At 70.9% G+C, this 21,206-nt stretch carries 22 protein-coding genes; 12 read left to right on the plus strand and 10 right to left on the minus strand.

The window, feature by feature from the left end; all coding sequences use genetic code 11:
- Positions 1-19: 19 nt before the first annotated feature.
- From AVP41_RS15390 to AVP41_RS15400, 3 genes are read right to left on the minus strand one after another with little or no spacing between them, the layout of a single operon-like run.
- A complete protein-coding gene (locus tag AVP41_RS15390; RefSeq protein ID WP_067166675.1) occupies positions 20-937 on the minus strand; it encodes an ABC transporter permease in 918 nt (305 codons plus the stop codon).
- The gene (locus AVP41_RS15395; RefSeq protein WP_067166677.1) at positions 930-2,120 is read right to left on the minus strand and encodes an ABC transporter substrate-binding protein; all 1,191 of its coding nucleotides are present in this window, start codon (positions 2,118-2,120) and stop codon (positions 930-932) included. Before AVP41_RS15395 ends, AVP41_RS15390 begins: the two co-directional genes overlap by 8 nt.
- A 57-nt stretch (positions 2,121-2,177) precedes the next feature.
- On the minus strand, positions 2,178-3,359 hold the full coding sequence (locus tag AVP41_RS15400; protein WP_067166679.1) for an ABC transporter ATP-binding protein: 1,182 nt from the start codon (positions 3,357-3,359) through the stop codon (positions 2,178-2,180).
- Between the two features lie 194 nt (positions 3,360-3,553).
- On the opposite strand from AVP41_RS15400, the gene AVP41_RS15405 reads away from it, so the two are divergent.
- The gene (locus AVP41_RS15405; RefSeq protein WP_067166681.1) at positions 3,554-4,237 is read left to right on the plus strand and encodes a DJ-1/PfpI family protein; all 684 of its coding nucleotides are present in this window, start codon (positions 3,554-3,556) and stop codon (positions 4,235-4,237) included.
- A gap of 36 nt (positions 4,238-4,273) precedes the next feature.
- On the opposite strand, the gene AVP41_RS17030 is transcribed toward AVP41_RS15405, so the two are convergent.
- Positions 4,274-4,537: a DUF3040 domain-containing protein gene (locus tag AVP41_RS17030; protein WP_331709401.1), complete on the minus strand. Its 264-nt coding sequence runs from the start codon at positions 4,535-4,537 to the stop codon at positions 4,274-4,276.
- Between the two features lie 136 nt (positions 4,538-4,673).
- On the opposite strand from AVP41_RS17030, the gene AVP41_RS15410 reads away from it, so the two are divergent.
- Both AVP41_RS15410 and AVP41_RS15415 read left to right on the plus strand, forming a co-directional pair.
- Positions 4,674-4,949: a hypothetical protein gene (locus AVP41_RS15410; protein WP_067167232.1), complete on the plus strand. Its 276-nt coding sequence runs from the start codon at positions 4,674-4,676 to the stop codon at positions 4,947-4,949.
- A 158-nt stretch (positions 4,950-5,107) separates the two neighbouring features.
- On the plus strand, positions 5,108-5,428 hold the full coding sequence (locus AVP41_RS15415) for a DUF7882 family protein (protein ID WP_067166683.1): 321 nt from the start codon (positions 5,108-5,110) through the stop codon (positions 5,426-5,428).
- Between the two features lie 36 nt (positions 5,429-5,464).
- Here the strand turns inward: AVP41_RS15415 and AVP41_RS15420 are convergent, their stop codons facing one another.
- Positions 5,465-5,827 (minus strand): DUF7882 family protein, encoded by a 363-nt coding sequence (locus tag AVP41_RS15420; RefSeq protein ID WP_067166686.1) that lies wholly within the window; start codon positions 5,825-5,827, stop codon positions 5,465-5,467.
- 152 nt (positions 5,828-5,979) lie between these two features.
- Between AVP41_RS15420 and AVP41_RS15425 the strand changes: the two genes are divergently transcribed.
- The 3 genes from AVP41_RS15425 to AVP41_RS15435 are packed head-to-tail and all read left to right on the plus strand — an operon-like array spanning position 5,980 to position 8,296.
- Complete coding sequence (locus AVP41_RS15425; protein ID WP_231902792.1) at positions 5,980-6,450, plus strand: hypothetical protein; 471 nt, start codon at positions 5,980-5,982, stop codon at positions 6,448-6,450.
- Between the two features lie 17 nt (positions 6,451-6,467).
- Complete coding sequence (locus tag AVP41_RS15430; RefSeq protein ID WP_067167239.1) at positions 6,468-7,427, plus strand: cation transporter; 960 nt, start codon at positions 6,468-6,470, stop codon at positions 7,425-7,427.
- The gene (locus AVP41_RS15435) at positions 7,424-8,296 is read left to right on the plus strand and encodes an SDR family oxidoreductase (protein ID WP_067166689.1); all 873 of its coding nucleotides are present in this window, start codon (positions 7,424-7,426) and stop codon (positions 8,294-8,296) included. Before AVP41_RS15430 ends, AVP41_RS15435 begins: the two co-directional genes overlap by 4 nt.
- 275 nt (positions 8,297-8,571) lie before the next feature.
- On the opposite strand, the gene AVP41_RS15440 is transcribed toward AVP41_RS15435, so the two are convergent.
- From AVP41_RS15440 to AVP41_RS15455, 4 genes are all read right to left on the minus strand, one after another.
- Complete coding sequence (locus tag AVP41_RS15440; protein ID WP_067166694.1) at positions 8,572-9,273, minus strand: GTP pyrophosphokinase; 702 nt, start codon at positions 9,271-9,273, stop codon at positions 8,572-8,574.
- A 71-nt stretch (positions 9,274-9,344) separates the two neighbouring features.
- Positions 9,345-9,914, minus strand: a complete 570-nt coding sequence (locus AVP41_RS15445) for a flavin reductase family protein (RefSeq protein WP_067166698.1) — start codon at positions 9,912-9,914, stop codon at positions 9,345-9,347.
- A 105-nt stretch (positions 9,915-10,019) separates the two neighbouring features.
- Complete coding sequence (locus tag AVP41_RS15450) at positions 10,020-10,526, minus strand: NADPH-dependent FMN reductase (protein ID WP_067166702.1); 507 nt, start codon at positions 10,524-10,526, stop codon at positions 10,020-10,022.
- A gap of 7 nt (positions 10,527-10,533) precedes the next feature.
- Positions 10,534-11,046 carry a DUF4395 domain-containing protein gene (locus AVP41_RS15455; protein WP_067167241.1) on the minus strand — a complete coding sequence of 171 codons (513 nt, stop codon included), beginning with the start codon at positions 11,044-11,046 and terminating at the stop codon, positions 10,534-10,536.
- A 208-nt stretch (positions 11,047-11,254) separates the two neighbouring features.
- Here AVP41_RS15455 and AVP41_RS15460 point away from each other — a divergent pair, with 208 nt between their 5' ends.
- Together AVP41_RS15460 and AVP41_RS15465 are read left to right on the plus strand one after the other, a co-directional pair.
- Positions 11,255-12,283 carry a pyridoxal-phosphate dependent enzyme gene (locus AVP41_RS15460; RefSeq protein WP_067166705.1) on the plus strand — a complete coding sequence of 343 codons (1,029 nt, stop codon included), beginning with the start codon at positions 11,255-11,257 and terminating at the stop codon, positions 12,281-12,283.
- Entirely contained in the window at positions 12,280-13,437 is a 1,158-nt protein-coding gene (locus AVP41_RS15465) for a cystathionine gamma-synthase (RefSeq protein WP_067166708.1), read from the plus strand. Before AVP41_RS15460 ends, AVP41_RS15465 begins: the two co-directional genes overlap by 4 nt.
- A gap of 28 nt (positions 13,438-13,465) precedes the next feature.
- Here the strand turns inward: AVP41_RS15465 and AVP41_RS15470 are convergent, their stop codons facing one another.
- A complete protein-coding gene (locus AVP41_RS15470; RefSeq protein WP_067166712.1) occupies positions 13,466-14,062 on the minus strand; it encodes a J-domain-containing protein in 597 nt (198 codons plus the stop codon).
- Positions 14,063-14,210: 148 nt separating this feature from the next.
- Here AVP41_RS15470 and AVP41_RS15475 point away from each other — a divergent pair, with 148 nt between their 5' ends.
- The 4 genes from AVP41_RS15475 to AVP41_RS15490 are packed head-to-tail and all read left to right on the plus strand — an operon-like array spanning position 14,211 to position 21,173.
- Positions 14,211-14,822, plus strand: coding sequence for a PadR family transcriptional regulator (locus AVP41_RS15475; protein WP_067166716.1), 612 nt, complete (start codon positions 14,211-14,213; stop codon positions 14,820-14,822).
- On the plus strand, positions 14,819-15,538 hold the full coding sequence (locus AVP41_RS15480; RefSeq protein ID WP_067166719.1) for an ABC transporter ATP-binding protein: 720 nt from the start codon (positions 14,819-14,821) through the stop codon (positions 15,536-15,538). Before AVP41_RS15475 ends, AVP41_RS15480 begins: the two co-directional genes overlap by 4 nt.
- Positions 15,535-18,342 (plus strand): ABC transporter permease, encoded by a 2,808-nt coding sequence (locus AVP41_RS15485; RefSeq protein ID WP_067166723.1) that lies wholly within the window; start codon positions 15,535-15,537, stop codon positions 18,340-18,342. The genes AVP41_RS15480 and AVP41_RS15485 overlap by 4 nt, the downstream gene beginning before the upstream one ends.
- The gene (locus AVP41_RS15490) at positions 18,339-21,173 is read left to right on the plus strand and encodes an ABC transporter permease (RefSeq protein WP_067166726.1); all 2,835 of its coding nucleotides are present in this window, start codon (positions 18,339-18,341) and stop codon (positions 21,171-21,173) included. Before AVP41_RS15485 ends, AVP41_RS15490 begins: the two co-directional genes overlap by 4 nt.
- Positions 21,174-21,206: the final 33 nt, after the last annotated feature.

Here is a 21,206-nt window from a genome sequence, read left to right on the forward strand (position 1 = left end):
GTCTCGGTCTTCGTCGCCGTCACGTGGCCACCTCCTGCGGTCCGAGTGCGAGCCGGTTCCGGGCGCGGAAGGGGAGGCTCAGCGCCCACAGCAGCAGCCCCGCCACCGCGATCGTCAGGGCGATCACGAGCATGAGCACGACGGCCATCGCCGAGCCCAGAGCCCAGTTCTGCGCCGTCTGGAACTGGCTCGCCACGAGCTGACCGACCATGTTGCCCTTGGCCCCGCCGAGCACGGTCGCCGTGATGTAGTCGCCCATGAGCGGGATGAACACCAGCAGCACGCCCGCCACGACGCCCGGGCGGGACAGCGGCAGGGTCACTCGGAAGAAGGTGGTGACCTTGCCCGCACCGAGGTCCTTGGATGCCTCGCGGACGGCGGGACCTACGCGATCGAAGGCCACGAACAGCGGCAGGATCATGAGCGGCAGGTAGTTGTAGACGACACCGATCAGCACCGCGGTACGGGTGTAGAGGAGATCGAGCGGACCGTCGAGCATCCCGATCGACTGGAGTCCCTGCGACAGCCATCCTTCCGGTGCGAGGATCACCTGCCAGCCGATCGTCCGGATGAGGAAGTTCGTCCAGAAGGGGATGAGCACGAGGGCGATCAGCAGTCCCCGGCGCTGGGGTCGCACCTTGAACGCCATCCAGTAGGCGACCGGAGCCCCGATCAGGAAGCACAGTGCCGTTCCGAGCACGCCGACCCAGAGCGTGTTCTGGAACGTCGTGAAGAACGTCGGCGACAACGCCTCGGCGTAGCGGTCGAGGGAGAGCACGTCGTTGGCGTGGGTTCCGAAGATGCCCGGTTTGTAGCCGAAGCTGTACCAGACGACGAGTCCCACCGGCGCGACGAAGAAGACCAGCAGCCAGATCCACGCCGGGACCGCCAACAACCCCCCGAGGGAGCGCCGGGGCGACGCGGGAGAATCAGGCACCCGCGGCGGCCTTCATCTCGTTCCAGATCTCCACGCGCACCGTCTGCGACTCGTTGAGGGTCTGCTCGTGCATGGTGGCCAGCTGGGCGTCGTCGAAGAAGATCAGCTCCGGAAGCTCCAGGCCCGCCTCCTCGGCGGCGGACTCCATGTCCTTGCCGCCGACGTTGTAGCCGATGTAGTCGAGGTTGAGCATGAGGTTCTCCGGCGTCATCGAGAAGTTGATGAACGCGTGGGCGGCCTCGGGGTGGGGCGCGCCGGCGGCGATCGCCCAGTTGTCCATCCAGAGCTCGGTCTGCGGTCCGGGCAGCACCCACTGCCAGCGCTCCGGCTCGGACGAGGCCAGCAGGCCCAGGCGCGCGTCGCCGTTCCACGCCTGCATGAGCACCTGGGTGCCCTGCGGGATCGCGTTGGTGCCGGGGTAGGAGTCGAAGGCGGCGATGTGCGGGGCGATCTTCTCGACCAGGAAGGCGCGGCAGGCGTCGAGCTGCGCGGTGTCCTGCGTGTTCCAGTCGGCGTCGTTTGCCCAGAAGTACGCGCCGATGATGCCGGCCGGATCGTCCGACATGCTCGTCTTGCCGCTGGCCTCGTTCTGCGCGGCGTCGAAGAAGTCGTTCCACGTCTTCAGCTCGCGCGTGATGACCGTCTTGTCGTAGACGAACCCGGTCGTGCCCCAGGCCTTGCAGACGGAGTAGTCGTTCTCCGGGTCCCACGCCCGGCCGAGGTAGGCGGGGTCCATGTTGTCGAGGTTCGGCAGGAGCGACTTGGTGAACTTCGTCAGCAGCCCGTTCTCGATCATCTGCGGGATGAACACGCCGGTCGGCACCACGATGTCGAATCCCGAGGTGCCCTTGGCGGCGATGAGCTTGGCGATCAGCTCCTCGTTGGAGCTGTAGGAGTCCAGGGTCACCTTCGGGCCGAGCTCGCTCGTGAAGTTCTTCACGACGTCGGGGGAGTCGTAGTCGCCCCACGTGTAGACCGAGAGCGACCCCTCCAGAGCCCCGCCCGAGGCCTGCGAGGAGGGGCTCGTGTTTCCTCCGCCGCCCGGCGCGCACGCCGCGAGCACGGCGGTGCCGCCGGCGAGGGCGGCGAGGGAGAGGAATCGGCGGCGCGAGAGCTCGTTCGCGATGATCGGCACGGCCTTCTCGTGGGCGAGAATGCGCAGCGCGGAGCGGGAGTCGTTCATCGGGGCCTCCTGGTCGGGTGAAGGTCGTGCGGCGGGTGGAACGTGTGTCGGTGTCGCTTACTCGGTCGGGGGCGCGACGTATCCCGCCGCACGGGCGGCGTCGTCGGCGGGGAAGAGGAGCACGTGGGCCGGTGACCAGGTGCAGACGACTGCGTCGCCCACGCGCAGGCTCGGCGCCTCGGGCGTGGGCCGTCGGGCGATGAGGCTCTGATCGTCACCCAGCCGCACGAGGTACTGCATCGTCTCGCCGAGGTGGGAGAGCCCGATGAGCTCTCCGCGGACGGCGTTGGTCTCGGCCAGCGCCGCGCCGGTGTCGGCGGCGATCCGCACGTTCTCGGGCCGGACGGCGGCCTCGGCCGCCCCCGAAGAGGTTCCCGGCAGAGTGGACACCTCGGAGCGGGCGACGACGTGCGCGGCGGAGACGGCGTCCGTCCCGACCCCGGTGCCGCGGAAGAAGTTCTGCTGACCGACGAACGCGGCCACGTACGCCGAGACGGGACGCGCGTAGACGGTGTCCGCGTCGGCGAGCTGTTCGATGCGTCCCTCGCGCATGATGGCGATGCGGTCGCTCATCGAGAGCGCTTCGCCCTGGTCATGGGTCACGAAGACGAAGGTGATCCCGAGCCGCGATTGGAGGAGCTTGAGCTCCAACTGCATCTCTTCGCGCAGCTGCCGGTCGAGGGCGCCCAGCGGCTCGTCCAGGAGCAGCACGGACGGGCGGTTGACGAGGGCGCGTGCCAGGGCGACGCGCTGCTGCTGCCCACCGGAGAGCTGCGTGGGCTTGCGGTCGGCGAACCGGCGCATCTGCACCATGTCGAGTGCGGCCGCCGCGCGTTCCCGGAGCTCGCCCTTGGAGGTGCGGCGCTGCTGCAGCCCGTAGGCCACGTTCTCGGCGACCGTCATGTGCGGGAAGAGCGCGTAGGCCTGGAAGACGGTGTTCACATCGCGCTTGAACGGCGGTGCGCCGAGCACGCTCGCGCCGGAGATGCGGATGTCGCCGGCGTCGGGGTGTTCGAAGCCCGCGATCATGCGCAGCGTCGTCGTCTTCCCGCAGCCGGACGGGCCGAGGAGCGAGAGGAACTCACCGGCCTCGATCGTGAGCGAGAGATCATCCACCGCGAGCTGCTCGCCGTAGTGCTTCGTGACGTGCGAGAGCACGACCGATCCGGTGCCGGGCGCGGGCCCGGATCCGGACGAGGTGGTGGTCCGGTCGACGGTGGATTCGGGTGCCGACGTCACGCGTACTCCGCTCCTCGCACCTCCCTGGCGCGTGTGCGGACATTCAATACGTCCGGGCCGGACCGCGCAATGATCGCGTGGGCCCGCCGGACGATTCCTCCCGCGGGGTCGGCGTGCCTGACAGATCGTCTGGGGCGGCGTAACGGGGCGGTAACACCGTCGACTCCGCCGGGGTCATCAGCCACGATCGGTTCATGGCCTCCCCCGTCACCTTCGTCTCGCTCGTGTTCCCCCGCATCACGCAGTTGGATCTCACCGGGCCCGTGGAGGTGTTCTCCCGCCTCCCTGGTGCCGTGAGCCACCTCGCCTGGCACCGAGTGGAGCCGGTGCCCACCGACGCGGGCTTTTCGATCCTGCCGACCGTCTCCTTCGCGGACGCTCCACAGGCCGACGTGCTGATGGTTCCCGGCGGACAGGGGGCCTTCGACCTGCTGGACGACCCGGACGCGCTCGCGTTCGTGCGCCGCCAAGCGGAGGGCGCCCGCTACGTCACGAGCGTGTGCACGGGCTCCTTCGTCCTCGGCGCGGCCGGCCTGCTGCGCGGGCGGCGCGCGACGACGCACTGGGCGTCGCATCCGCTGCTGGAACTGCTCGGCGCCGTTCCGGTCGAGGCCCGCGTCGTGCGCGACGGCTCCCTCATCACCGGGGGCGGCGTCACGAGCGGCATCGACTTCGCCTTGACCGTCGCGGCCGAGGTCTTCGACGCGCCGACCGCTCGGGCGGTGCAGCTGGCAATGGAGTACGACCCCCAGCCCCCGTTCGATGCCGGGACACCGTCCGGCGCCGACGTGGACCCGGCCTTCGCGGAGGGCATGCGGGTGTGGGCGGCGACGACGCGGGAGTCGGTCGTGCAGCGCGCGGCGTCTCGCCTCCCGTGACGCGGGGCGCAGGCGCGCGGGTGGCGTGCCGGAGGGTCAGGCGTTTCGTCGGATGACCCGCATCAGCCACGCGATGATCGCGATGACGATGATGACGAGACCGATCCACAGGAGGAACTCGGCGGCCTTCACGAAGACGCCGAGGAGCAGGAGAGCGATTCCGACGAGGAGCAGGATGACGGCGAGTGTGGTCATGCGACCACCCTGGCGTTCCCGGTGCGGAGTCTCAACGGGGTTGACACGCGTGCGTTTTCCGTCCTCCGTGCGCTTCGCGTCTTCGATGCGTCTTTCGCCACGCAGGCGTTTCTATCCACGGGGTAGAGGGGTGTCAACCCCCTGGAGGCGGCGAGGCTCTTCGGGGTTCACTGACTGATGAAGATGCCGCTTCGCATTCTCCGGGGCGGTCCGACCGGCCCACCCCGCGAGGTGCATGAACGTGAAAGACATCCTCATCGATGGTCAGCGACTCCTGACGACCGACGCCGTCGCGGACGCCGTCATCGACTACGCCCGTGTCTTGCACATGGCAGGCGAGTTCGATGTCGTCGACTTTCCCGGCATCCACGACGGCGAGCTGTCGACGTGTTCCCTGCTGCTGGGAACCGCCGGGTCGCTCGTCGTGGTCAATGCGCAGATGGAGCTGACCTTTGCGCTTCCCGAATCGGATGTGGCGTGCGCGGAGATCGCGCGTCGCGCCGACGCGTTGCGCTGAGTCCCCGCCCTCACGCCCGTGGTGGACGGAGTCCGAAAAAGCGCACGGGTGTATTAGCGTCGGAGGAACGTGCACTGGGCCGAGCAGTGCCTGACGTCCCCGCGCCCCCCGCCGCGTCCCGATGACGCGTCGAAGACGCGGCCGAATCCGGAGACCCCGTGGGCAAGTTCATCTATCAAGGCTCGATCACCATCGACTTCGACGACCGCGTGCTCGCGCACCTGCAGGTCGTCATCGGCCAGAAGCTGCGTCGCGGCGAGTCGTTCCACTTCACCTGGCGCGAGGACCCGAGTGTCGGCGATGGCCGCACCTCGGTATGGCTGCATCCGTCGGCCTCCCTGGTGTACCGCTACTTCGGCAGCCGCCAGCCGAGCCTGAACCGGGCCTGGCTGGAGGCGCTGACCTACACGGCGAACTCCACCAACGGGCTGTACATCGTTCCCGAGCCGACCGAGAGCAGCGGCGACAGTTCGGATTGAGGTCGACGGGCGGGCCGACGCGACGTCGACGTGGTCTCAGTCGGCGTCGGCGAGTTCGACCACCTGCGGTGACGTGTCGGCGACTTCGTGCGCGCCGCTATCGATCTGCTCGGCGACGAGCATCATGCCCCCGGATGAGTTGGCCGTCTGGGCGAGCTCTTCCAGCCACTCCCGGCTCAAGTCGGGGGTCTCGGGGTCGTCGAAGACGAACCGGAGCGGGATCGAGGGGTGCAGCCAGATCGTGCTGCGTCCGCGCGCCTCGTCTTCGGGGTGCTTCCAGCTGAGCGTGAAGCTCTCGCCGCGGCGGAGCTTGGTCGCGACGACCACCTTCAGGTGCGCCAGGGCGCGGTCGTCGATGTGGATCGGCGTGGCGGAGCCGCCGTAATAGATGGTGCCCATGCCCGCACTCTACGCGTATTCCTGACGGGGGCGTGAGCGGATGTCAAGCCCCTCGTGACGCGGATCGCGACGGCCTAGCGTGCCCGTGTCGATCCCGACCGCGCCGCGGCTGCGACCGGTCGGTTCTCACGTTCGCGACCGGTGGAGGGTGCATGAGGGCATGGCGAGGGGTGGGCGTTCTCGCGCTGGTCGCCCTCCTGTCGGGATGTTCGGCGCTCTCGTCGATCCCGACTGATCCGGACGGGAGCCTGGATCGGATCACGGGCGGAACCGTGCGGGTGGGGGTGACCGACGCTCCGGGGCTCGTGGAGATGGAGGGCGACCGCGCGGCGGGTCCGCTCGCCGATCTCGTCGTGGGCTTCGCCGAGGAGCGGGACGCCCGCGTGCAGTGGACGGCAGGCAGCGAGGAGGAGCTCGTCGACCGGCTCGAGACCGGCGACCTCGACCTCGCGATCGGCGGGATGACCGAGGAGACCCCCTGGCTCGATCGGGCCTCCGTCACCCGCGGATACGACGGCATTCCCGGGGCGGCCGGGCGCCGGATCGTCGTGCTCCTGCCGCTGGGCGAGAACGGGCTCCAGTCGGCCCTCGAGGCCTTCCTCGACGAGAGGGTGGGGCCGTGATCGCCCACGTGACCTCGATGGGTCGTACCGACCTGCCCGACGCGCAACGTCGCGCCGTCCGCGACGCCGTGCGGTGGGAGTGGTTCACGATCGGCTACACGCTGGTCACGATCGTGCTCATCGCGTTGGTGGTCGGCGGATCTCAGGCCATGAAGACAGCGTGGATCGAAGACATGCTGTCCCTCGTCCCGCAGATCTCGTTCCTCGTCGCCCTTCTGTTCATCCGGCGCCGGCCCACGCGTCGGTTCCCCTATGGCCTGCATCGCACGATGGGCGTCGGGCACTTGGTGGCAGGGGTTGCTCTGCTCGCGATCGGCGGCAGTCTCGCCGTGGAGTCCGTCGTCGGGCTCGTCGGTGCCGAGCACCCCGCGATCGGCACGGTCCACCTGTTCGGTGCCACCGTGTGGCTCGGCTGGCTGATGATGGGCGTGATGGCGCTGACCATGATCGGTCCGTTCTTCTACGGCCACGCCAAGGCGAAGATCGCCCCGCAGCTCCACAACAAGGTGCTGTATGCCGACGCCGACATGGCCAAGGCCGACTGGACGACGACCGTGGCCTCGATCGTCGGCGTGGGCGGCGTGGGCATCGGCTGGTGGTGGCTCGACGGTGCCGCGGCGCTCTTCATCTCGGCCGGCATCGTGTGGGACGGTGTCCGCAACACCCGCGCTGCGGTCCTCGATCTCATCGATCAGCGCGCTCGCACGCACGACGACGCCGAGCCGCATCCGCTCCTCGGCGACATCGTCGCGTTGCTGGAGCGGCTGCCGTGGGTGCGTGAGGCGTCGGTGCGGATGCGGGACATGGGGCAGGTCTTCCACGTCGAGGCCTTCGTGGTCCCTCGACGTGAGGGCGTGCGGCTCTCGAAGATCGAGGCCGCACGTGCACGGATCGCGGCCCTGGACTGGAAGGTCCAGGACGTGGTCGTCATCCCGGTGGCCCAGCTGCCGGACGAATCAGAGAGGAGCAGATCATGACCGATCCGCGCGAGAAGCACCACGACGAGGGATTCCCGGATCAGGAGCAGACCCAGCCCGGCATCACGTCCGAGACCGCTCCGACGCCCGACCACGGCGAAGGGTCGTACCGGGGCAGCGGCCGGCTGGAGGGCCGTCGGGCGCTCATCACGGGCGGGGACTCCGGCATCGGGCGGGCTGTGGCGATCGCCTTCGCACGGGAGGGGGCCGATGTCGCCATCGCGCACCTCCCGCAGGAGCAGGAGGACGCCGATGCGACGGTCGCCCTCATCCAGAAGGAGGGCCGGCGCGCGCTGAGCCTCGCCGGCGACGTGCGCGACGAGGTGTTCGCGACCGACATCGTGGTGGAGACGGCCGAGCGCTTCGGCGGCCTCGACATCGTCGTGCTCAACGCGGCCTATCAGAAGGACCGTGACGGCATCGACACTCTGGAGACGGCGGAGTTCCAGCGTGTGTTCGAGACCAACCTGTACGGCATGCTGTACTCCGCGCGCGCCGCCGTCCCGCTGCTGAAGCCGGGTTCGTCGATCATCGTGACCTCGTCGATCCAGGCCTTCAACCCCTCTGCGGGACTCATCGACTACGCGATGACGAAGGCCGCGCAGGTGGCCTTCGTGAAGGCCGCCGCGGAGGAGCTCGGACCCGACGGCATCCGTGTGAACGCCGTGGCTCCGGGGCCCATCTGGACGCCGCTCATCCCGGCCACCGGCTGGGACGCGGAGCGGCTCGAGACCTTCGGACAGGACACCCCGCTCGGGCGGGCGGGCCAGCCCGCTGAGCTCGCCGGGGCGTACGTGTACCTCGCCTCGGAGGAGGCGTCGTTCGTGTCGGGCGCCGTGCTGCCGGTCACCGGCGGCAAGGGGCTCTAGCCCGAACGCCGGGCCGAAAGCAGGCGGAACTGGCGGTCGCCGCTCCTGAGCGGCCGCGGCGGTCGACCCAGCCTGCTTTTGGCCCGGCTCCGGCCAGGTCTTGGCCCGGACGCGGTCCCCGCCCGGTCGCCGTGGCGGGGTGGGCCGAAAGCAGGCTGAACCGGTGTTTGCGGGCCGTGGGCGGCGGTGACCGCCGATCCGGCCTGCTTTTGGCTCGGTGTCGGCCCGGTCTTGGTCCGATCTCGGCCGGCGGCGACGCGGGCGAGGCGGGGGCGTCAGATGGCGAAGACGCGAGAGGGACGGGGGCCGTGCAGCTCCCCGTGGAGGCGCTGCATCCGCGCGTCGAGCTCGGCGGCCGTGTCGGCGGCGTCCTTCAGTTCGGCGAGGAGTCCGTCGGGTACCGCACCCTCGTACTTGTAGTAGATCTTGTGCTCCAGGCTCGCCCAGAAGTCCATCGCGATCGTGCGGAACTGCACCTCGACCGCGACGTCCACCCGGCCGCTGGAGAGGAAGACCGGCACCTCGACGATGACGTGGAGACTCTTGTAGCCGTTCGGCTTGGGGCGGGCGATGTAGTCCTTCACCTCGCGCACCGTGATGTCGTCCTGCTGGGTGAGCAGGTCGAACAGCCGGTACGCGTCTCCCGCGAAGCTCGTGGTCACCCGTACCCCCGCGATGTCGGTGATGTGCGCGCGGATCGAGTCGAAGTCGGCGTCGATGCCCTTGCGCACGACCTTGTCGATGAGGCTGTCGGCCGACTTCACGCGGCTCGACAGGTGCTCGATGGGGTTGTAGTCGTGAGTGAGCTGGAACTCGTCGCGAAGGATCTCCAGCTTGGTCTCCACTTCGCGCAGTCCGAACTGGTAGAGCAGCAGGAACTTCTGGAAGTCATCGCGCAGCTCCCGCAGCTCCCGCGGGGAGAAGGTCGCCGTTCCGTCGGTGGTCCTCACGGAGAGATGCTGCGGTAGGGCGTCCATGGTCCGACCGTACCGAGCGTGATTCAGCGGATCCTGTGAAGGCGGCTCGTGCGCACCTCCGGCCCGCCCCGTCAGCGGATGCGGGAGTGCTCCCCGAGGCGGTGCCAGGTGCGGTTGTGGTACACGAGCGCGTCGCCGGCCTCGCCCGGCTCGACGTCGCGGTTGAGCTGCGACTGCAGGGCATGAGCGGCGATGACGGTGGAGGATCCTGCGTCCATGCGCCCGATCACGGCGCACCGCACCCACGCCCGCACGCCCCGGAACACGGGTTCGCCGGTGACGAGCCGGCTCCAGGACTCCGTGTCGGCGAAGCGGTCGATGCCGCTCGTCGCGCCGAGCTTCGCGAGGTCGAGGTCGGTGGCGTCCAGGAGATGCACGACGACCGTCTCGGCTCGCGAGAGGACGTCGGCAGACGAGGACAGTGCGGAGATCGAGAAGATGAGCAGCGGCGGTTCGGCGCTCACCGACGAGACCGAGGTGGCCGTGAGCGCCACCGGGCCGTCGCCCGCGTCGGCGGTGATGACGGCGACGCCCCCCGGGTGACCGCGGAACAGCGCCTTGAACTCGTCGGCGGACAGCGACGACGAGAAGCGGTGGTCGGCCGCGTCGAACGGCGTGGCGGCAGGGGACTGACCGGTCATGCCTTCGACGGTAGTCGCGTCGGCGCGGGCGAGGGCCGTTCGTGTGCCCCCGTGACATTCTGTGACCGATTGTGACGGCCGTCGTGTGCCGCGTTCGCGATGGTCTCAGCCGCCGAAGGCATGGCGCAGACGCGGCCACTCGGCCTCCGCCCACGCACCGATGATCTCGGCCCGCCGATCGACCTCCGACGCGGGGAACGCGATGCCGCGGGTCGGCACCGACGCTCCCAGCTCCACCAGCAGCGGGCGCAGGGCCGTCTCCACGGCGAGGGAGTGGGCGGGGCCCCCGAGCGTCAGAAGCGGCACCGCGGTGATCCGGTGGAGCGCCCCGGTGTCGAACCGGTCGAGGAACGCCTTCAGCAGCCCCGTGTAGGTGGCCTTGTACGTGGGACTCGCGACGATCAGGACGTCTGCGGACAGCACGCGGTCTCGGGCGGCGTCGACCGCGTCGCTCGGATGACGGAACAGTTCGTCGGCGAGGTCGGCGAGCTCGATCGTGTCGGAGATCGGGGCTCCCGACCGCGCCGACAGCTCGGCCGCCACGGCCTCGGCGACGGCCCGGGTGCGGGAGTCGCGTTGCGGGTTGCCGACGAGGGTGAGGACGGAGGTCACGACGCCCTCACGCGAGTCCGCCGCGGGGGCGCAACGCGCCGACCCGGGCGAGCCCGAGGTAGAGGAGACATCCCAGGCACACGCCGAACGCCGCGTTGAGGAACGCCGCCGCGAAGGCCAGTCCGCCCGCGATCGGCAGCGCCCAGGGCACTCCGGCGAGATGGAGCACGAGCCCCGTCGAGACGACCACGAGTCCGACCAGTTGCGCGAAGCGAGGCGGACGGGGGTCTTCGAGATCCACGGGCGGGGCAAGGCGCGGGCGCACGAGAGTGCGGAAGAGCACTCCCCACGGCGCCGTCGAGGGAGAGGCGACGCCCCAGACGAACAGTGCCGCCGCGATCGCGAGCACGATGAACCCGGGGTCGGCCGCGCGCGCGGCCGCGGTCGCTCCGAGGGGAGAGGCGGCGCTCAGCAGGGCGAAGAACGTGCCCAGCAAGAGGAGCACACTCGTGACCGTCGCGGCGAACCTCGGGCCGCGTGGATCGATCGGTGCCGGACGGCTGGGCGAATCGGAAGACATGTCGTCACGGTAGGCGAAGACCCCGCGCGCCGCGTCGCCCCCGTCATACGGCGACACGGAGCCGCGTTTGCCGTACCGCCCTCCACGGGTTACTGTGTTCGCGTGTCCCTGACTTGTCGCTGTTGTCGCTGAGCGCTCTCGCGCGCCTTCGACGACCCCGACAACCGCCGTGCCTCTGCGCGCACGGCCACACCCTCAGGACTCCTCCATGCGTTACGCATCGCACGTCGCCGATCTCGTCGGCCGCACCCCTCTCGTCCGTCTCGGTCGCGTGACCGACGGCATCGCTGCCACCGTGCTCGCCAAGGTGGAGTACTTCAACCCCGGCGGCTCCGCGAAGGACCGCATCGCGGCCCGCATCATCGACGCCGCCGAACGTGACGGGCTCCTCGGGCCCGGCGGCACGATCGTGGAGCCCACCAGCGGCAACACGGGGGTCGGTCTCGCCCTCGTGGCCCTGCAACGCGGCTACCGAATGGTGTTCGTCGTTCCCGACAAGTTCGCCGGCGAGAAGGTGGCCGTCCTGCGGGCCTATGGCGCCGAGGTGGTCATGACGCCCACGAGCGTGCCCCCCGAGCATCCGGATTCGTACTACAGCGTGTCCGACCGGCTCGCGCGGGAGATCCCCGGAGCGTTCAAGCCGAATCAGTTCGGGAACCTGCACGGGCCGCGCGGTCACTACGAGACGACGGGCCCCGAGATCTGGGATGACACCGACGGTCTCGTGACCCATCTGGTCGCGGGCATCGGCACGGGAGGCACCATCTCCGGCACCGGCCGGTACCTCAAGGAGCAGTCGGACGGGAAGGTCGTCGTCGTGGGCGCCGACCCGGAGGGCTCCATCTACTCCGGGGGCCCGGTGCACGGCTACGCGGTCGAGGGCGTGGGGGAGGACTTCTGGCCCGCCACCTTCGATCCCGCCGTCGTCGATCGCTACGAACGGGTCGGTGACGCCGAGTCGTTCGCGATGACCCGCCGCCTGGCACGTGAGGAGGGTCTCCTCGTCGGCGGCTCCTCGGGCATGGCGGTCACCGCGGCGCTCCGCGTCGCGCGGGACCTTCCCGCCGAGGCGGTCGTGGTGGTGGTGCTCCCCGACCACGGACGCGGGTACCTCACCAAGATCTTCGACGACCAGTGGCTGCGCGAGCGCGGTCACGACGCCGTCGTCGACGACACCGACGCACCCCTCACTCGTTCCTCGACCTCCGTTTCCTCGACCTCTGGGAGTTCCGCATGACCGCCTCCGACGCCGCCCGCGGCTTCGCCAGCCTCGCCGTCCACGCCGGGCAGGACGCCGACACCGCCACGGGCGCGGTGATCCCGCCCGTCCACTTCTCCACGACCTATGCGCAGGACGGTATCGGCGGCCTCCGACAGGGGTACGAGTACGGGCGCAGCGGCAATCCGACGCGCACGGCGCTGCAGGTGCAGCTGGCCGCGATCGAGGCAGGCGCGCACGCGTTCTCGTTCGCCTCGGGGCTGGCAGCGGAGGACGCTCTGCTGCGGGCCGTCCTGCAGCCGGGCGACGAGGTGCTGCTCGGCAACGACGTGTACGGCGGCACGCACCGCCTCATCTCCCGCATCCTCGGCCCCTGGGGTGTGCGGCTGCGCGTCGTCGACATGAGCGATGCCGAGGCCGTTCGCGCGGCGGTCGCCGAGCGCGCGCCGCGGATCCTCTGGGTGGAGACGCCGTCCAACCCGCTGCTGCGGGTCACCGACATCGCCGAGCTGGCCGCCGTCGGACACGGGGCCGGGGCTCTCGTCGTCGTCGACAACACGTTCGCGACGCCGGCCCTGCAGCAGCCGCTCGCCCTCGGCGCCGACGTCGTCGTGCACTCCACGACGAAGTATCTGGGCGGACACTCCGACGTCGTGGGCGGCGCCCTGGTGCTGAACGACGACGCGCTGGCCGAGCGCGTCGGCTTCCTCCAATACGCGGCCGGTGCCGTGTCGGGACCGCTCGACGCGTGGCTCACGACGCGCGGCATCAAGACGCTCGCGCTGCGGATGCAGCGCCACAGCGAGAACGCGGCGGCCGTGGCGGCATTCCTGGAGGGGCAGGAGCGGGTCGCGCGCGTCTACTACCCGGGACTTTCGTCCCACCCCGGCCACGAGATCGCCGCCCGGCAGATGCGCGGATTCGGCGGCATCGTCTCGGTGGCCTTGGAATCGGGGGAAGCGGCGCGGCGGTTCGCCGAGTCGACCCGGCTGTTCCAGCTCGCCGAGTCGCTGGGTGGCGTCGAATCCCTCGTGAACTATCCCGACGCAATGACCCACGCCTCGGTGCGGGGCACCGAAGCTGCCGTCCCCGTGGAGGTCGTGCGCCTGTCGGTGGGGATCGAGGACGTCGACGATCTGCTCGCCGACGTCGAGGCGGCCCTCGCGCGCTGAGCGGGCGGAGGGAAGCCGCCCCGCCGCGTCAGGCGCGCCGCCACCACCGGCGTCGCGGGCGGGGTGCCTCCGTCTCGGCGGCGGACGCGGCCGCCGCCGCCGCTCGCGCCTCCCGCCGGTGCCGCCACGCGGCGACCTCGGCATCCTCGTCCCGCGTCGGGGTCACCACGGGCGGACCGCCCTGGAGCTGCCGACGCGCCTCGACGACGCGGCGATTGAAGTCGGCGACGTACTCGCGCACGTCCTGCTCCCGCCGCAGCGCGTCGACGCGCTCCTCGAACTCGGCGTGCTCGACGCGCAGTTGCAGAGCGGGGGGACCGAGGCCCGTGAGCTTCTCGGTCTGGATCTTCCGGCGGATCCACCAGTCGGGATCGTGATGATCGCTGAGGCCTTCGAGCGGTTTGCCGTACCCCGGCAGGTCGTCGAAGTCGCCGCGGCGGATCGCCTGCTGGATCGCCGACTCCACGTACATGGCGCGTTCGCTCGGCCCGGGAGTGGCGGAGGTGCGTGCCGAGTCCGCCGTCTCTGCGGCCGAGGAATCCTCCGCGTCGTCCTCGAACCCGTGTTCCCGCGCAGCCTGCATCGCGCGGTAACGGGCGGCATCGAGCCGCGGATCCTCGGCCATCTCCTCAGCCTACGAGCAGTCGCGGGGCGGGGGTCGTCGCGAACCTTGCCGTCGCGATACCAGGCATGTATATACTCGGTAAACACATACTCGGTATGCAGATCCATCCACCCGGGGCGGATCCGACGACGAGCGGGCGGGAGAACCCATGTCGGTGCGGCAGAGCCTCTTGGCGATCCTCGACCAGGGCCCGTGCTACGGCTACCAGTTGCGCGCGGAGTTCGACCGCCGGACCGGGTCGACCTGGCCCCTCAATGTCGGGCAGATCTACAACACGCTCGACCGCCTCGAGCGCGATGGCCTCGTCCGTAAGGGCGATGTCGATGAGCAGGGCCACGTGTACTGGGAGATCACCGATGCGGGCTCGGCCGAGGTGGCCCAGTGGCTCGCCTCGCCCGTGGAGCGCACGCAGGGGACGCGCGACGAGCTCGCGATCAAACTCGCCGTGGCTGCGACGCTCCCGGGCGTCGACGTGGCCGAGGTGATCCAGACCCAGCGGCGCGCGTCGCTGCGCCAGCTCCAAGAGCTCAATCGCGCCAAGTACGCGGGAGCCAACCCCGACGGGCCCGAGGAGCTGGCATGGTCGCTCGTCGTGGACTCGATGATCTTCGCGGCCGAGGCCGAGGTGCGCTGGCTCGATCACACCGAGCAGCGTCTGCGCGCGCACCCGCGCCACGCGATGGCTCTCGAGCTGTCCACCGACAGGCCCAAGCGGGGTCGGCCCGCCAAGGTCGACGCGACGCAGGAGGCCTCGGCATGAGCGCGGTGCTGCAGCTGATCGGTGTGACCCAGCAGTACGGCGAGGGTGTCACGAGCGTCTCCGCCCTGTCGGGCGTCGATCTGTCGGTCGAGAAGGGCGAGCTCGTCGCCATCATGGGAGCTTCCGGATCGGGCAAGTCGACCCTGCTCTCCATCGCGGGCGGTCTGCAGCGGCCGACGACGGGCGAGGTGGTCGTGGAAGGCACCTACCTCTCCACCGCCACGCCGCGCCAGCTCGCCCAGCTCCGCCGCCGCTCCCTGGGCTTCGTGTTCCAGGACTTCAATCTCATCCCGACCCTCACGGCGCTCGAGAACGTGACGTTGCCCCTGGAGCTCGACGGCTTCCGAGCCCGGGTGGCGCGCCGTGCGGGTCGGGATGCGCTCTCCTCGGTGGGGCTCGACGCCAAGTTCGACTCCTATCCGGACGACCTTTCCGGCGGTCAGCAGCAGCGCGTCGCGATCGCCCGAGCAGTCGTCGGCGGACGCCGGCTCATCCTCGCCGACGAACCGACCGGGGCACTGGACTCCGTCACCGGTGAGTCGGTCATGAAGATGCTCCGCTCGCGTGTGGATCAGGGCGCGGCGGGGATCCTCGTCACGCACGAGGCCCGTCACGCGGCGTGGGCCGATCGGATCGTGTTCCTCCGAGACGGGCGCATCATCGACGAGTCGCAGCGCTCCGACGCCGACGCCCTCCTCGCCGGCACTCCGCGATGAGCGGGACCACCTCGCGCGGCGCGCGCTGGCGCGTCGCGGTGCGGCTGGCGTCCCGGCAGGTCCGTCGCACGTGGGTGTCGAGCCTGCTGATCGTCTCGCTCGTGGTGCTCCCCATCGCGGGGCTCTCGGGGGCGGCCGTGCTCGTGGCCAGCACGATGGCGACCCCCGCCGAGCGGGCGACGGTGGAGCTGGGGGCCGCGCAGGCGTGGGTGAGGCCGGCGGGCGTGCCGGACTCCGACTTCTGGCAATCGCCGTCCGAGCCCGAGTGGAACGGCTACGGCGGACAGGCCGAAGGATCGGTGCCGCAGCCGCCCGGCGAGATCCCGGCCGATCCGCTCGCCGCGCTTCCGGCGGGCACCCGCACGATCCCGGTCTCCTCCGGTCAGGTGCGGATGACGACCGTGGCGGGCGCCACGATGGTCGACGGGTGGGCCGGTGACGTGACCGACCCGATCCTGGAGGGCCGGTTCACGCTCGTCTCCGGACGGGCGCCCGAGAACGACCGCGAGGTCGTCGTGACCGCCGCGACGCTCGAGCGGGCCGGCACGCGCGTCGGGGGCCGGATCTCGCTCGACGATGCGGAGTACACCGTCTCCGGCATCATCGATATCGCCGTCGCGGCTGATGCGCAGCCCGTCGTCGTGTTCGCCGACGCCGCGCGCTTCCCCGAGAACGCCAAGTGGTACCTGCCAGACCTCGCCCTGTCGTGGGCCGACGTGCAGAAGCTGAATGAGGCGGGGATCGTCGCCTTCTCGCGTGAGGTCGTCCTCGACCCGCCTCCGTTCCAGGTGGACGGGTGGGGCACGATGGACCCGGCGCAGCGCGACCTGCAGGTGTGGTTCTCGATCACGGGAGTGATGGCAGCCGCTGCCGCGGCGGCCGGGTACATGGTCGTCATGCTCGCGGGGGCGGCGTTCGCGGTGAGTGCGCGTCGCCAGCAGCGCGCGCTGGCGATCGCCGCGAGCGTCGGCGCCGACGCGCGAGACCTCGGGAGGGTCGTGCGCCTGCAGGGCACGGTGCTGGGAGCCGTGGGCGGGCTGATCGGGGTGGTTCTGGGCGTCGGCGGGGCCGCCGCCCTCATGGGGGTGATCGGCAACGGCTCCGCGACGATGTTCTGGGGCTTCCACGTGCCGTGGTGGTTGCTGGGGGGCGTGCTGGTGTTCGCGGTGATCGTGGGGACGGTCTCAGCGCTCGCTCCGGCTCGCGAGGTGGCCCGCTCCGACGCGATCCGGGCCCTGCGCGGGGCGCGCCGCCCGCAGAAGCTGACGGCGGCGCGCCCGCTGTGGGGATCGCTCATGATCGTGGTGGGGATCGGGATCACGATCGTCTCGGGCCTCTCGGCGGCGGCGATGACCTTCAATGACGGCGTGGCCTACGACTCGCCGCTGCGGTGGCTCCCTATCGCCGGCATCATCGGCGGCCCGATCCTCGCGCAGCTCGGATTCGTGCTGTCCGGACGGTGGCTCCTGTGGCTGACCTCGCGCGGGCTGTCGCGACTCGGGCTGGCCGCACGCCTCGCCACGCGGGACGCGGTGGCCAACGGTGCACGTACCGTTCCGGCGTTCGCCTCGATCGGGGCGACGGTGTTCGTCGGTGTCTTCGCCGTGAGCATGGTGGCCGTCACCATGGCGCAGTCCGCGCGCACGTACAGCTACAACGCCCCCGTGGGCACCGCGATCGGCACCCTCTATTCCCCCGGCCCCGAGCCTCTCACCGTCGCCCAGGCCACCGAAGCGGCGCGCGCGACGGCGGAGATGTTCGCGGAGGTCGGTGCGTCGGAGTCGGCGGTGGCCTGGCGCCAGAGCACCTTCGACTCGAATCCGGAAGCGGAGATCCCCGACGATCAGATGCGCGCGGTCGCCCTGATGCCGGAGCGGCACCTCCTGGATCCCGAGAGCCCGCAGGGATTCTCGTGGCAGAGCGAGCTGCAGGACCCGCGGAACAACCTCACGGTTCTGGATGCCGACGACCTTCCCGCCGTGATGGGCCTCACGCTCACCGCGAGTCAACGCGCCGCCTATGAGGGGGGAGCCGCTCTGGTGGCGGCGTCCGACCTCGTCACCGGCGGCACGATCGAGGTCTCGGCCTGGACCGAGCGGCAATGGCAGGACGGGAACGCGCCGAGCAACATCTTCCGGCCGTGGCCGGGGCAGGAGCCGGCCCCGGCGGAGTGGTCGACCACGATCGAGGCGCTGACGGTCGATGCGCCGCACCAGCCGGTCGCCGTGGCCATCTCGCCGCGGACCGCGGAGGGGCTGGGGATCCAGAGCCAGCCCGCCGTCGTGTACGGCGCTTTTGCCGCCCCTCCCACGACCGACCAGCGCGACCGTCTCATGGCCCTCGGCGAGGCCCTGCGCACCGACGACGCCGCGGCGTCGGTCTGGATCGAGTCCGGCCCGCCGGAAGCGGCCGTGTGGATCGTCCCCCTCCTGATCGCGATGGCCGTCCTCGTGGTCGGGGCCAGCGCCGTCGCGCTCGGGCTCGCCCGCTTCGAGCGGAGGCCGGACGATGCGACCCTGTCGGCCGTCGGCGGAACCGCGGCCCTCCGTCGGCGGATCGCGTTCTGGCAGGGCCTCGTGATCGTCGGCTTCGGCACGGTGGCGGGAGCTGCCGCGGGAGTGCTTCCGCCCATCGGCTTCATCCTGCAGTCTCAGGCCCAGGTGGGGCGCGAGCTGCTGGTGGCCGATATTCCCTGGGTGCTGCTCCTCGTCCTCGTGGCAGGACTCTCACTCGCGGTCGCCGCGGTCAACTGGCTCGTGCCGCCGCGTCGACCCGAGCTCACGCGCCGGACGGCCATCGCGTGAATGCCCCCGGCGACGAGGGCTCGCGTTCCCCGGTCGCGCGCCTGATCGCGAGCCTGCGGTTGGCCGGGCGGCAGACGCTCCACGGCTGGAGCTCCAGCCTCCTCGTCCTGACGCTCATCGTCCTGCCGATGGCGGTGGTGACCGCGGCTCTCGTCTACGTCGACGGACGCCAGCCGACCACCGCGGAGCGCATCGAAGCCCAGCTCGGGCGCGCGCAGGCATGGCTGGCGATCGTGAACGGTCCCGATCCCTCGCTCCGGCAGTACTTCGATCAGCCCGAGTGGTGGCAGATCGACCGATCGGACGACGGGCAGCCCGTCCACGAGCCGCGGCCCCCGGTCGACGATCCGGTCCGCCTCCTCACAGACGGTGACTCCGGGCCGGCCGAGGTGATCGAGATCGGCGAGGGAGACGTCACCGCCGAGACGGCAGGAGGCATTGCGCCGGTGGCGGCGGTCATCGGCGACGCCGGGGCCGAGGCGCTCCGCGGACGATTCGACCTGCACGAGGGCCGCGCGGCGACGGCGCCGACCGAGGTCGTCGTGTCACCGGGTGCCCTCGAACGACTGGGTGCGTCGGTGGGGGACACCCTGACGCTTCGGGAGCCGGCCGCGCGCTACACGATCGTCGGCGTGCTGAGTCGCGCCGAAGACCCCGACGCCCGGGAGGTCGTCTTCCTGCCGGGCACCGCGGAGAACCGCGCCCTGCAGAGCGATGCGATGCTCACGCGGTGGTACCTGCCGGCCCGGATCATGACGTCAGCCGACGTCGAGACCCTCAATCGGGCGGGCGTCATCGTGTTCGACCGGAGCCTGGTCGCCGACCCCGGAGCGCGGGCCGCTCCGGGTGGCGCTGAGGCCCTCCCGTGGTCGATCCTGGCCGTGTTGTCGGCCGTCGCGGCGTTCGCGGGCTATCTCATCGTGCTCCTGGCGGGAGCGGCGTTCTCGGTGAGCGCCAGGAGGCAGGAGCACGCCCTCGCCGTCGCGGCGAGCGTCGGAGCGACGCGCGGCGACGTCTTCCGCATCGTGCTGCTGCAGGGCACCGTCCTGGGGCTGGCGGGCGGGACGATCGGAGCCGGTGCCGGGATCGGCCTGGGCGTGCTCGCGCTGCACCTGTTCGACGACGGCGCCGCGGCGAGCTTCTGGGGCGTGCACGTGCCGTGGCCGCTCCTGGCGGCCGTGGTCGCGTTCGCGACGATCGTGGGGACGATCGCCGCAGTCGTCCCCGCCCGCGCCGCCACGCGCGGGGAGGTTATCGCTGCGCTCCGGGGCTCACGCAAACCGGTGCGCGTGCGCGCCGACCGGCCGCTGTGGGGCACCCTGCTCCTCGTGACCGGTGTCGCGATCACCGCGATCGCGGGGCTGTGGCTCGCGGCGATCAACGCCGAGAAGTATGTCGATCAGAACGACGCCCGGCGGATCCTCTGCATCTGGGGCATCATCCTGGGGCCGCTCCTCCTGCAGGTCGGCGTGATGCTCGCGGGGCACTGGATCATCGCGCAACTGGCGCGCGTGCTGTCCCGGATCGGCCTGGCGTCGCGGCTTGCCGGGCGCGACGCCGCCGCGCATCCGGGTCGGATCGTGCCCGCCTTCGCCGCGATCGCGGCTTGCGCGTTCCTCGCGTCGGTCTCGCTCGGCTCGCTTGCCGTGGTCGGTGCGCAGCAGGAGCGAGGCTGGTGGTACGGGGCGCCGGTGGGAACGCTGTCGGTCTACGGGTGGATCGGTGCAGAGCCGGGCGTCGAGCCGCTCAGTGCCGCTGAGGTCCGGGCGACCGAGGCCCGAGCCCGAGAAGTGGCCGCCGGGACGGATCCCGCCTCGATCGGCACGCTCTGGCTGCCGCTCGACCCGCGCCTGTACGACGCGAGTGGGAAACTCGTCACCAACAGCGACGCGACGACGGTGCTGCCGCAGGTGCAGCGTTACGTCTCGTGCGACGACGTCGTGCAGGGCGAGTGCCTCACGAAGGCCCAGTCGTTCGTTCAGGGAGGCTGGGCGCTCGCCGTCGTCGCCGCCGACGAGATCGACACCGTCGTGGGCCGGACCCTCACGTCCGCGCAGCGCGAGGCCTACCGGGCGGGGGGAGCGGTGCTCCTGGACCGGTCGTATGCGACACCCGACGACGTCCTCGTCCTGAGCACGCTCACGGTCGCCGACGCCGACGGCGCATGGGAGCGCGACGATCTCCGGCCCGCCGCTACCACGCGGGTTCCTGCGCTCGTGCTCGACGACGGCCGGCATCGCGAACGAAGCGTGCTGATCTCCCCCGCCGCCGCCGAACGCGCCGGAGTGGTCGTCGACGGCGGCTCCTGGCAGGTGGTGGCCGCTTACGCGGAACCGCCCGCGATCACGGCGCGCGACGCCGTCTGGCGCGACGCGGCAGCCCTCGACTCCCGCGCCCTCAACGTCTCGGCCCAGTACGAGGACGGACCGCCCGACGCGGCGCTGTGGCTCGTCCTGGTGGTCGGGGTCACCGCCGTGCTGGTGGTGGCCGCCTCGGCGGTCGCGCTCGGGCTCGCCCGCGTCGAGCGTCGTCCGGACGACGCTACCCTGGCCGCGGTCGGGGGATCGTCCGTGCTTCGCCGCGGCATCGCGGGCTGGCAGGCGGTGATCGTCGCGGGCATCGGGATGGTGACGGGTGTCTCCGCCGGAGTACTCCCCGTCTGGGGCGTGAGCATGGCGTCGGCGACCATGTCGAACCCGCCGCTCTTCTCCGACATGCCCTGGGGATGGCTCGTGGTTCTGGGCGTCGGGCTTCCCGTGGTGATCGCCGCGGTGTCGTGGATCGTGCCGCCCCGCCGTCCCGAGCTCACCCGCCGGACGGCCATCGCGTGACGTCGGCGCGACGAGGGCGCGGTCGTCGTCGCG

It is taken from the genome of Microbacterium sp. TNHR37B (assembly GCF_001620065.1).
Lineage (GTDB): Bacteria > Actinomycetota > Actinomycetes > Actinomycetales > Microbacteriaceae > Microbacterium.